The 11,111-nt window shown below is 72.1% G+C and carries 11 protein-coding genes; 9 read left to right on the forward strand and 2 right to left on the reverse strand.

The window, feature by feature from the left end; translation table 11 throughout:
- Positions 1–9 precede the first annotated feature (9 nt).
- The 9 genes from E6R60_RS35420 to E6R60_RS35460 all read left to right on the forward strand — a co-directional run bounded on the left by E6R60_RS35420 (position 10) and on the right by E6R60_RS35460 (position 9,975).
- Complete coding sequence (locus E6R60_RS35420; RefSeq protein ID WP_136330844.1) at positions 10–1,305, forward strand: hypothetical protein; 1,296 nt, start codon at positions 10–12, stop codon at positions 1,303–1,305.
- 104 nt (positions 1,306–1,409) lie between these two features.
- A complete protein-coding gene (locus E6R60_RS35425; protein WP_136330845.1) occupies positions 1,410–1,781 on the forward strand; it encodes a cupin domain-containing protein in 372 nt (123 codons plus the stop codon).
- Positions 1,778–2,806 carry a histidinol-phosphate transaminase gene (locus E6R60_RS35430; protein ID WP_136330846.1) on the forward strand — a complete coding sequence of 343 codons (1,029 nt, stop codon included), beginning with the start codon at positions 1,778–1,780 and terminating at the stop codon, positions 2,804–2,806. The genes E6R60_RS35425 and E6R60_RS35430 overlap by 4 nt, the downstream gene beginning before the upstream one ends.
- Positions 2,807–2,833: 27 nt before the next feature.
- Positions 2,834–3,523: a GNAT family N-acetyltransferase gene (locus E6R60_RS35435; protein ID WP_168713744.1), complete on the forward strand. Its 690-nt coding sequence runs from the start codon at positions 2,834–2,836 to the stop codon at positions 3,521–3,523.
- Positions 3,524–3,562: 39 nt separating this feature from the next.
- Positions 3,563–4,975, forward strand: coding sequence for a lysine 2,3-aminomutase (locus E6R60_RS35440; protein WP_240802811.1), 1,413 nt, complete (start codon positions 3,563–3,565; stop codon positions 4,973–4,975).
- Positions 4,972–6,051 (forward strand): L-erythro-3,5-diaminohexanoate dehydrogenase, encoded by a 1,080-nt coding sequence (locus E6R60_RS35445; RefSeq protein WP_206309606.1) that lies wholly within the window; start codon positions 4,972–4,974, stop codon positions 6,049–6,051. The genes E6R60_RS35440 and E6R60_RS35445 overlap by 4 nt, the downstream gene beginning before the upstream one ends.
- Positions 6,048–7,631 (forward strand): lysine 5,6-aminomutase subunit alpha, encoded by a 1,584-nt coding sequence (locus E6R60_RS35450; RefSeq protein WP_206309607.1) that lies wholly within the window; start codon positions 6,048–6,050, stop codon positions 7,629–7,631. The genes E6R60_RS35445 and E6R60_RS35450 overlap by 4 nt, the downstream gene beginning before the upstream one ends.
- Positions 7,628–8,461, forward strand: a complete 834-nt coding sequence (locus E6R60_RS35455) for an OAM dimerization domain-containing protein (protein ID WP_136330848.1) — start codon at positions 7,628–7,630, stop codon at positions 8,459–8,461. The genes E6R60_RS35450 and E6R60_RS35455 overlap by 4 nt, the downstream gene beginning before the upstream one ends.
- A complete protein-coding gene (locus E6R60_RS35460; protein ID WP_136330849.1) occupies positions 8,458–9,975 on the forward strand; it encodes an amino acid adenylation domain-containing protein in 1,518 nt (505 codons plus the stop codon). Before E6R60_RS35455 ends, E6R60_RS35460 begins: the two co-directional genes overlap by 4 nt.
- A gap of 211 nt (positions 9,976–10,186) precedes the next feature.
- Here the strand turns inward: E6R60_RS35460 and E6R60_RS35465 are convergent, their stop codons facing one another.
- Together E6R60_RS35465 and E6R60_RS35470 are read right to left on the reverse strand one after the other, a co-directional pair.
- On the reverse strand, positions 10,187–10,429 hold the full coding sequence (locus E6R60_RS35465; protein WP_136330850.1) for a DUF5302 domain-containing protein: 243 nt from the start codon (positions 10,427–10,429) through the stop codon (positions 10,187–10,189).
- Positions 10,430–10,899: 470 nt separating this feature from the next.
- Positions 10,900–11,111, reverse strand: a 212-nt coding sequence (locus E6R60_RS35470) for an adenosylhomocysteinase (RefSeq protein ID WP_206309608.1), incomplete at its 5' end; no start/stop codon positions are given.

Genomic DNA, 11,111 nt, shown 5'->3' on the forward strand with positions numbered 1-11,111 from the left:
GACGTGCCCATGTATGAGCATCCCGTCATCGCCGTCGTCTACGACCGGGGCTCCGCCTTCCCCCTCGAGATCGTGGAGGGCCTGGCCGCCTTGGGCACTCCCGTCCTGGCCCTGTGGCCCGGCGACCATGCCGACGAGGTGGCGCCGCTGGCGGAGGAGCTGGCCCCGGTCGTCCGGCTGGACGCCACGGACCTCGACGCCTCGGCCCGGCTGCTCGCCGCCCATGCCGCGGACGCCATCCTGACCTTCAGCGAATCCAAGCTGTCGGTCACCGCCGAGCTCGCCGGGCGGCTCGGCCTGCCCTACCACTCACCGGCCACGGTGGAGCTGCTGCGCGACAAGTACGCCCAGCGCCGCCGGCTGCGGGAGCGGGGCGCCGACTCCGTACGCTCGTTCGCGGTGCGCCGTCCGGGCGACTGGGCGGCGGCGCTGGCGGCCGTCGGACTGCCCGCGGTGCTCAAGCCGCGGTGTGGCGAGAGCAGCCGCAGCACCCATCTGGTCGAGGACGCGGACCGGGGCGCCGCCCTGGTCGCGGAGCTCCTGTCCGGGGCTGGCGGGGAGAACGCACTGGTGCTGGAGGAGTATCTGCGGGGCCGGGACTGCGGCCCGCTGGGCGACCACGTCTCCGTGGAGTCGGCGGTGACCGGGGGCCGGGTCTCGCACTGGGCGGTCACCGGGAAGTTCCCGCTGGAACCGCCCTTCCGCGAGGTGGGGCATCTGCGCCCGGCGGCGCTCGCGGATGCGGAACGGGCGGCGGCGCTCGATGTGGTGACCTCGGCCCTGCACGCACTGGACATCACCACCGGCATCACCCACACCGAGCTGAAACTGACCGCCGACGGCCCCAGGATCATCGAGGTCAACGGACGGCTCGGCGGCTTCCAGCCCCAGCTCGCCCGTCTTTCGGGCGACTTCAACCCGGTCACGCTCGCCGGACGGGTGGCACTGGGCGAGGACGTCTCACAGGTGCGGGCCGACGACCGGCGGGTGGTGTTCGCCCGGGTGGTGCCCATACCGCCCGGCGGCGGCACCTATGTCCGCGTGCACGGGCTGCGCGACGCGCTCGCCGTGGACGGTGTGGAGAGGATCGTCATCCCCCACCTGCCCGGAGCCCGGCTGCCGGTCGGCGTGCAGAGCGCCGAACTCGCCTGGGTGGAGGGGACGGCCACCGACCACGAATCGATGCAGCAGGTGATCCGGCGAGTGTTCTCGCTCCTCTCGTTCACGGTCACGGACCCGGACGGCCAACAGCGCACCATGACCCCGGAGGATCTCGCCGCTCCGGTGCCGGTGCCCGTGGGGTGAGACGCCCGAGGGCCTGCCGCACGGGATGCTCCAGCGCCGCTCGAGTGGGGTCGTCCACTGTGGTCACCGTTCACGGACCGGAGCCGGAAAAGGGAGTGGCCTGAGTGGCAACCGCTGAGATCCGCACCGACATCCCGCAGTTCCTGCCGGTGGCCGGCCACCACCAGCCGGCCCCCTTCTATCTCACCGCAGACATGTTCGGCGGTGTGCCGGTCCAGGTCGCGGGCGGGCCCGTCGATCACCTGGTGGGCAAGCCCGTCGCCGACCCGCACCGGCACGAGGTGGCCGAGGTCTACTTCCTCGTCTCACCCCATCCGGGCGGCGCCCGGATCGAGGTGACCGTCGAGGACGAGACACACGAGCTGTCCTCCCCCGCACTGCTGCACGTGCCGGCCGGCGCCGAGCACCGCTTCGTCACGCTGGAGGCGGAGCCCGGGAGTTACTGCTTCGGCATCCTGCTGGGAGACGCCGCATGACGGTCACCGCTGTGCGTACCGGCCCGGTCCGGCTGCATCTGAGCGAGAACGCCCACGGCGCCAGCCCACTGGCGCTGCAGGCCGCGCGCGATGCCCTCGACCCGGCTTCCGTCTACCCCGATCCGGCCCGCTCGGCGCCCGTACGGGCCATCGCGGAGCGGCTCGGCGTCGGGGAGCACCAGGTCGCCGTCGCCAACGGCAGCGACGAACTGGTGCTGCTGTCCGCGCTCGCGCTCGGCGACCGCGACCGTCCCGGCGTCACCACCGCGGGCACCTTCCCCGGCTACCGCGTCTGCCTGGAGGCCGTGGGGCGCGGCTGCCGGGAGATCCCGCTCGACGGCGTCCAGGTGGACGCCGAAGCCGTCGCCGCCGCGATGGAGCGGGCGGGCATCGTCTACATCTGCCACCCCCACAACCCGACCGGCGCCGTTCTGGACCGCGACCGCATGGAGCTGTTGGTCGAACGGGCGGCCGTCACCGGTACCCCCCTCGTGGTCGACGAGGCGTACCTGGAGTACGCCCCGGCGGGCACGCCCCGGCTCGGCGACTACCTGGGCAGCGGAGCCCCGTTGCTGTCGCTGCGGACGTTCTCCAAGGCGTACGGGCTGGCCGCCCTGCGGATCGGTTACGCCGTGGGCAGCCCGGAGCTCGTCGCCCGGCTGCGCGAGGTCCAGGGCACGATGCCGTTCAGCGCGAACGCCGTCGCCCAGGCCGCCGCGGTGGCCGCGCTCGCGGACCGCGGCCATCTGGACGAGGTGCGCCGGCAGAACGCGCTGCAACGGGCCTGGTTCCGGGGCGAACTGGAACGCAGGGGGCGGCAGTCGCTGCCCTCGGCGACGAACTTCGTGGCCGTACGGGTCCGCGACTCGGCCTCGGCCGAACGGCTGCTGGAGCGGGACCATGGCATTCTCGTGCGCGATGCCGGACGTTTCGGATGTGCCGGATATCTGCGGGTCTCCCTCGCATCCGCCAAGGATCTGGTCCGGCTGATGGACGCCCTCGACCTGATCGACCCTGTCGGCTGACGGGTCGTACACCCCATGGAGAACTCTGTGACGCACGAAGTCATCGTCAACGACCGGCAGCAGTACGCGCTGTGGCCCACCGGTAACGGTCTGCCCGACGGCTGGCTCCCCACCGGCTGGACCGGCGGCGAGCAGGCCTGTCTGGACCGGATCTCCGAGCTGTGGAAGGACGGCCGCCCCGCCTCGGTGCGCCGGGCGGTCGCCGAGGACGCCGCCCGCCCCGCCGTGCAGCTGCTGGTGACCCCTCGGCTGTGGCTGCGAGAGGTACTGCCCGAGGAGGCCGAGCAGCTCACCGAGGGAGGCACGGCCGGGCTGGAATGGCTGGGCGGCACTCCCAGCGCGGAGACCCGAATCGCGGCGAAGATGCTCACCCGTGCCGCCGGCGCCGGAGTGCATGTGCCCGGCTGGGGCATGTACCTGCTGCTCCGGGCGGAGGACGCGGTGGTGGTCGGCGCGATGGGCTTCCACGGCCCGCCCTCCGACGGCTCGGCGGAGATCGGCTTCGACCTCACCGAGCAGGCCAGGGGCCAGGGTTACGCCACCGAGGCCCTGGGCGAGCTCGCCGCCTGGGCCCTGCGGCAGAGCGGGCTCTCCGGAGTGCTCGCCACCACCACCGAGGACAACGTCACATCGCAGCGCGTCATGGAACGTGCGGGCTTCGAACTTCAGCCCGAGCGCGACCAGGAAGGTCTGCTCGTCTACCGGCTCACCCGCTGACCGGGTATCCGCCAGTCCGCCCGAGGAATCCCGAGGAACATGGTGTCCCGTTCACTCCGTGCCGAGGCCGCCCTTGCTGACAGCCCCGTCGAAAGTCTCCCGCAGCCCTACGCCTACCGCCGCCACGAGGCGGTGGAACCCGACTGGCGCCGCTTCCCGGGCTGGCGCGATGTCACCGAGCAGGAATGGCGCGACCCCCAGTGGCAGCGCTCGCACTGCGTCAAGGGGGTCCGCGAGCTGCGCGCGGTGGCGGGACCCGGTCTCGACGACGTGTTCTGCGACGACGTCGAGGCCGACCAGCGCCACCACGCGACGATGTCGATCCTGCTGCCGCCGCACGTCCTGAACACGATCGCTCCGCATACCGGGGTGGAGACCGCCGCCTGGTACGAGGACCCGGTACGCCGCTACATGCTGCCGGTCGCCTCCGACCGGCATCCCCTGTGGCCGAGCCATCCGCTGGCCTCCCGCGACTCGCTGCACGAGGCGGAGATGTGGGCGGTGGAGGGGCTGACCCACCGGTATCCGACCAAGGTGCTCGCCGAACTCGTGAGCACGTGCCCGCAGTACTGCGGGCACTGTACCCGGATGGATCTCGTCGGCACCTCCACGCCGCAGATCACCAAGTACCGCTTCGTGATGCGCCCCGCCGACCGGCTGGACCGCATGATCGACTACCTGCGGGCCACCCCGACGGTGCGCGACGTCGTCGTCTCCGGCGGCGACGTGGCCAACGTGCCCTGGCCCAGGCTCGCGTCGTTCGTCGGCCGGCTCCTGGAGATCGATTCGATCCGGGACATCCGGCTGGCCAGCAAGGGCCTGATCGGGCTGCCGCAGCACTGGCTCGCCCCGCAGGTCCTGGACGGGGTCGCGAAACTGTCCGCCGACGCCCGCGCGCGGGGGGTGTCGCTGGCCCTGCACACCCACGCCAACGCCGCCCAGCAGGTCACCCCGCTGGTCGCGGAGGCGTCCCGGGCCCTGCTCGACGCCGGCCTGCGCGACATACGCAACCAGGGCGTGCTGCTCGACGGGGTCAACGGCACGACCAAGGGGCTGCTCGACCTGTGCTTCGCGCTGCTCGACTCCGCCGGGATCATGCCCTACTACTTCTATCTCTGCGACATGATCCCCGGCGCCGAGCACTGGCGGCTGCCGCTGGCGCGCGCCCAGGAACTGCAGCACTCGCTGATGGGCTACCTGCCCGGGTTCGCGACCCCCCGGCTGGTCTGCGACGTGCCGTACGTCGGCAAGCGCTGGGTGGACCAGGTGAACGGCTACGACCGGGAACGCGGCATATCGTCCTGGACGAAGAACTACCGCACGAGCGTCGACCACGACGACCCGGCGGCGCTGGAGCGGGTGCACCACTACTACGACCCGGTGCACACGCTGCCCCAGCGGGGCCGGGAGTGGTGGACGAGCGCAGAGACACTGATCGGCGGTGCGTCATGATGACCGCACCGGCGGACACCGCGTCCGCGCTGGGTCTGCACCGGGTGCGCGAGCCCAAGGGTGTGCTGCCGCAGGCCGCCCTGCGGCTCGACACCGATCCGCGGCCGGCTCCGGACGAGGTCCGTATCGACGTCAGCTGTCTGAATCTGGACGCCGCCTCCTTCCGGCAACTGCGCGAGGAGCACGGCGGGGACGGCGACGCCGTGCGGGCCGCGGTGTGCGCGCTCGTGCGCGACCGGGGCAAGATGCACAACCCGGTGACCGGGTCCGGCGGCATGCTGATCGGTACCGTCGCCGAGGTGGGGCCCGCCTCACCGCTGGGTCTGCGCCCCGGCGACCGGGTGGCGACCCTGGTGTCGCTGACCCTGACCCCTCTGGAGATCACGGACGGCCTGCGCGACTGGGACGGACTGAGCGAACGGGTCCCGGCGCGCGGTCACGCCATCCTGTTCGGCCGCTCCGTCGCCGCTCTGCTGCCGGACGACCTCCCCGACGAACTGGCCCTGTCGGTGCTGGACGTGTGCGGGGCCCCGGCGCTGACCACGCGCCTGGTCGCCTCGTACGCGCGACAGGGAACCGCTCCCTCGGTGCTGGTGCTCGGCGCCGGCGGCAAGTCGGGTTCCCTGTCGCTCGCCGCCGCCCGCCGCGCCGGAGCCGGCCGGATCACCGGGGTGGTGCCCGGCTCCGCCGAGGAGGCGGCCCTGATTGCCGCCGGCCTCGCCGACGAGGTGGTACGGGCGGACGCCCGGGACGCCGTCGCCCTGCACGCGCTGATCGAGAGCCGCGGCGGCCCCGCCGATGTGACGATCGTCTGCACCGACGTGGCGGGGTGCGAGCACGCCGCCATCCTGGCCACACGGGACGGCGGCACCGTGGTGTTCTTCTCGATGGCGACGTCGTTCAGCACCGCCGCGCTCGGCGCCGAGGGGCTGGCCCGCGATGTCACTCTGCTGATCGGCAACGGATACCAGCCCGGCCACAGCGCCCTGGCCCTCGGGCTCGTGCGCGAGGAACCGGGCGTGCGCGCCCTGTTCGACCGGGTGCAGGCCCCCGCGGGCGACGGAGCCGGGCGGTGACCGCCCCCGTGCGGCCCGCCGAAGGCAAACTGGGCCTCGACCCGGGCACCATAGCCCGCGCCCGTGCGCTGGCCGCCCGGGCCGGCCGCCCCGTCGTCGAGCTCGCCCGCTCCCACACCACCGTCTCCGTCGAGCGCGCCACCCTGCGCCTGGCCGGGCTCAACGGCGCCGACTCCGAGGGCATCCCCTGGGTGAACCGGCTCGTCGACACCGTGGCCGACTCCGTCGGTCTGGAACACGGCGTCTGCCTGCCGGTCTGGGACGCGCTGCGCACCGGGCCGTACCACGACCTGACCGGTCTGGCGGCCCACGCCACCGCCCGTACCGTGCGCTTCCGCGTTCCCGAGGGCGAGGACGCCGAGCTGGCGGCCCGCGCGGCACACGACGCGGTCGCCCGGGGCCTGGCCGCCATCGACACCCGCCGCGCCGAGCGGGAGCGGCTGGTCGGCGACCTGAGCGATCCGCCCTCGCCCTGGCTCTATCTGATCGTGGCGACCGGCGACATCTACGAGGACATCCGGCAGGCGCAGGCGGCGGCGCGCGGCGGCGCCGATGTGATCGCGGTGATCCGCTCGACGGGCCAGTCGCTGCTGGACTACGTGCCGCAGGGCGCGACCCGCGAGGGCTACGCCGGCACGTACGCCACCCAGGAGAACTTCCGGCTGATGCGGGCCGCGCTCGACGAGGTATCGGCCGAACTCGGCCGCTACATACGGCTCACGAACTACGCGTCCGGCCTGTGCATGCCCGAGATCGCCGCACTGGCCGGTCTCGAACGGCTCGACATGATGCTCAACGACTCGATGTACGGAATCCTCTTCCGCGACATCAACCCGGTGCGCACCTTCGTCGACCAGCGCTTCTCCCGGCAGCTGCACGCCCGTGCCGGAATCGTCATCAACACCGGCGAGGACAACTACCTCACGACCGCGGACGCCGTCGACGCCGCCCACACGGTGACGGCGAGTCAGCTCCTGAACGAGTACTTCGCCAAGGAGGCGGGCCTGCCGGACGGGCAGCTCGGTCTCGGTCACGCCTTCGAGATCGACCCGGACCGGCCGGATTCGTTCCGTCTGGAGCTGGCGCACGCGATGCTGGCCAGGGAGCTGTTCCCCGACGCCCCGCTGAAGTGGATGCCGCCGACCCGGCACATGACCGGTGACGTCTTCCGCGGCTATCTCCTCAACGGCTTCTTCAACCTCGCGGGCGCGCTGACCGGGCAGAACATCCTGCTGGTCGGGATGATGACCGAGGCCGTCGTCACACCGTTCCTGTCCGACCGCGACCTGGCGCTGCGCAACGTGCGCTACGTCCTCGGCTCGGCGGGTTCGCTGGCCGAGGACTTCCGCCCCGCGCCGGGCGGGTTCATCGCGGGCCGCGCCCACCAGGTGCTCGACGAGGCTGTGGACCTGCTGGCGAACATCTGCGACCGGGGGCTGCTGCACGCCATCGGGCAGGGCACGTTCGGCGGGATGCGGCGCCCCCCGGACGGCGGCCGGGGCTCCGACGGCGTCGTGGCGCGCGCACCCGGCTACCGCAATCCGGCCGCCGACCTCCTGGAAGGAAACAAGGGCGGATGAGCATCGATCCCAGCAACACCGCGTCCCCGTACGGCGACACGCGGCACGGCGGCGAGGTCCGCCCGTACGGCGACACCACCGATGACGGCATGGTGCAGCTCTCCTACACCCTGCCGCTGCCGCACGGCCCGCTCGCCGAGGGCGCCGCGCTGCAACTGGCCCGCCGCATGGGCCTGGAGCGCCCGATGATCGTGCACAGCAAGGCGGTCGGCGGCACCGACTTCAGCTTCTTCGTCGTGTACGGAGCCGTGACGCACTCCGTGGACCTCGACCGGATCGTGATCACCGAGCGCGGCTACCCCCTGCTGGCGGCCAAGGACGCCGACGCGGCGGTGCGGGACAGGCTCGGCCGCAAAATCGTGGTCCTCGGCGCCTGCATCGGAACGGACGCGCACACCGTGGGGATCGACGCGATTCTCAACATCAAGGGCTTCGCCGGCGAGAAGGGCCTGGAGTACTACAAGCAGATGCGGGTCCTGAATTTGGGCGCACAGGTCCCGGTCGGTGATCTGGTGCGCCGGGCCCGCTCGGAGCGTGCCGACGCCGTCCTCGTCTCCCAGGCCGTCACCCAGCGGGACGCCCATCTCACCAACGTCCGGGAACTCAGCGCCGAACTGCGCGCCGAATTCGCCGAGCACGAACGGCCGCTGCTGGTGGTCGGCGGTCCCCGCTTCGATCCGGATGCGGCAGCGACACTGGGCGCGGACCGGGTCTTCGGCCGGGGCACCACGCCGGGTGACGTCGCCAGCTACCTGGTGCACGCCCTGGCACCGGCTCCCGCCGAGTCCGCGGCCGCCGAGTCCGCGGCCGTTCTGCAGGACGTCCGATGACCGTCACCCGCGCCGACCGCATCGACCTCCGTTTCGCCGCGGTGGCCGCCCGCAACGCCGCCCGCACCGCCGTGTCCGACGCCGGGGGCGAGGCGAGTTACCTCGAACTGGACTGGCTGGCCGACGCCGTCGCGCACCGCCTGGCGGGCCGCACCGGGCCCGGCCGGCTGGTCGCGCTGCGGGTGGCCCGGACCCGCTACGCCCCGGGAGCGGTCCTCGGGATTCTGCGTTCCGGCGCCGCGTACGTGCCCGTCGACCCCGGCTACCCGGCCGCCCGCCAGGAGTACCTCCTGAAGGATTCGGGGTGCGAACTGGTCGTCTCGGACAGCGGGCTGCTGGACGGAGAGATCCAGGTCGCGAAGGCGGGACCGTTCGTCGTGGCGACCCGGTCCGGGTCCGGGCCGGAGGGAGCACCGGGCGTCCGGCGGGTCCCCGACGACACCGCGTACGTCATCCACACGTCCGGGTCCACCGGCGCGCCCAAGGGCTGCGTCATCGGACACGGTCAGGTGCTGGCCCTGCTGGACGCGGCCGTGCCGCTGCTGGGCACGGGCCCGGACGACGTCTGGACGCTGTTCCACTCGCTCAGCTTCGACTTCAGCGTGTGGGAGCTGTGGGGCCCGCTGCTGTACGGCGGCCACACGGTCGTCGTCGACCGCGAGACCGCCACGGAACCCGCGGAGTTCGCCCGTCTGCTCGCGAGCCGGGGCGTCACCGTCCTCAACCAGGTGCCCTCCGCCTTCCGCAACCTGACCGCGGAGGCCATCGCCGAGAAAGTACGGCTGCCCGCGCTGCGACGGGTCGTCTTCGGCGGCGAGTCGCTGATCCCCGCCGATGTACGGCGCTGGTGGGCGTCCGGGATCGCCCCGGACGCCGAGCTGATCAACATGTACGGGATCACCGAGACCACGGTCCACGTCACGTACTGCCCGCTCACCCCCGCCGTTCTGGAGGGTACGGCGCCCGGCCGTACGCCGCTCGGGCGTCCGCTGCCGCACCTGTCGGTCTCACTGCGCGACGCAGGGGGCCGGCCCGTTCCGGCCGGGGAGCAAGGCGAGATATGGGTCGGCGGGAGCGGAGTCGGCAACGGCTACATGGGACGCCCCGAACTGACCGGGCAGCGCTTCGTCGACCCGGGCGACGGTTCCGGCCGGCACTACCGCAGCGGCGACTGGGCCGTGGCCGACGAGAACGGGCTGCTGTACTACGCGGGCCGCCAGGACGGCCAGGTCAAACTGCGGGGCTTCCGCATCGAGCTGGGCGAGATCGAGGCGGCGCTGCGCGCGGTGCCGGGTGTCTCGGGCGCGGCCTGCCTGGTGACGGACAGCCCCCACGGGGACCAGTCGCTCACCGCGTACGTCGTGGCGGAGCGGGAGGCCGTCCCGGCGAGCACGGTCCGCAGGGCGCTCGCGGAGCGGCTGCCGGCCCACATGATGCCGCAGCGGATCCGCTATCTGGACCGGCTGCCGGTGACGCACAACGGCAAGCTGGACCGGGCCGCGCTGGCCGCGTAGCGCGGCCCGGCTCCTCCTGTCACCGCGTCCGCCGGCGGAACACATTTCGGCCTGAATGCAGAGCCCATTCCAGGAAATCATCGACTGATTCTCAACCAGGACTCGAGGCAAACTCCGGCAGGCCTGCCGGGAGGGATTCCCGGACGCACGAAACAGGGTCGCCGCGACCCCGGAGGGGATCGCGGCGACCCTCGAAAAATTCCGCTCGGAGTCAACCGGACTTGCGCCGGAAATTCCGGTTCTGGCGGTTGGGACCACTGGCGCCATTGATCTTCAGCCGCGCCTCGTGATGCTCCTGCTGGGACCTGGCGTTGCGGGACTTGCGCTCCAGAGCCTCCTGGAACTTGCGCTTGGCATCGGTCTCAGCGGCGCTGGTTTCGACGGCGTCGGTTTCGACGGCGTCGATTTCCACCGCATCGGTTTCGGCCGCATCGGTTTCCGGCGTATCAGTCATGCATGACCTCCTGAGCATGTTCCAGAGCGCTTTTAGTGTGCCATCCGAGTGACCGACCGGCGAGCCTCTTCCTCTTCCCATGGAAGATTTTTCGCCACCCGTCGGCATTTCCTCCCCCGACCTGACGAAGGCGACCGGCGCTCTGCCGATTCAATGTGTTTCCGCACCTGGGCTCACGGTTTGTCAGCGGTTTCGTCGGGGCTCCGGCGCCGTGCACCGAAGACCCGCGATCATGATCGCCCACTCCCGGGCAGGCGAGGCCTGTTCTTCGCCGAGGGCGACTGCGATGCGGCCGACTGCACGTACCGGGGCACGTGCACCGGCTTCGGCGCATCCCCACGCGCCGGCTCTTCGCGGGCAACCTGACCCGCCGCCCCGCCGCCGGCGCAACGGAAGAACGAGGTCTGCAGGGTGGTGAGCGCGCGCTGCGGGAGCCCGGCTCCCCCGCTTCCAGGTGGACCGGTTCCGGGTCAGTAGCGGTAGTGGCCGGACTTGTACGGGCCCTCGACCTCGACACCGATGTACGCGGCCTGCTCGGGGCGGAGCGTCGTGAGCTTCACGCCGAGCGCGTCGAGGTGGAGACGGGCGACCTTCTCGTCGAGGTGCTTGGGCAGCACGTAGACGTCGGTCGGGTACTCCTCGGGCTTGGTGAACAGCTCGATCTGGGCCAGGGTCTGGTCCG

The organism is Streptomyces sp. A0642 (assembly GCF_004795105.1).
Classification (GTDB): domain Bacteria; phylum Actinomycetota; class Actinomycetes; order Streptomycetales; family Streptomycetaceae; genus Streptomyces.

Bases quoted from the DNA above. Each gene is read 5' to 3' on its own strand.
- E6R60_RS35420 (WP_136330844.1), top strand. From the start codon at position 10: ATGTATGAGCATCCCGTCATCGCCGTCGTCTACGACCGGGGCTCCGCC.
- E6R60_RS35455 (WP_136330848.1), top strand. From the start codon at position 7,628: ATGAGCATCGATCCCAGCAACACCGCGTCCCCGTACGGCGACACGCGG.
- E6R60_RS35430 (WP_136330846.1), top strand. From the start codon at position 1,778: ATGACGGTCACCGCTGTGCGTACCGGCCCGGTCCGGCTGCATCTGAGC.
- E6R60_RS35445 (WP_206309606.1), top strand. From the start codon at position 4,972: ATGATGACCGCACCGGCGGACACCGCGTCCGCGCTGGGTCTGCACCGG.
- E6R60_RS35465 (WP_136330850.1), bottom strand. From the start codon at position 10,429: ATGACTGATACGCCGGAAACCGATGCGGCCGAAACCGATGCGGTGGAA.
- E6R60_RS35440 (WP_240802811.1), top strand. From the start codon at position 3,563: ATGGTGTCCCGTTCACTCCGTGCCGAGGCCGCCCTTGCTGACAGCCCC.
- E6R60_RS35460 (WP_136330849.1), top strand. From the start codon at position 8,458: ATGACCGTCACCCGCGCCGACCGCATCGACCTCCGTTTCGCCGCGGTG.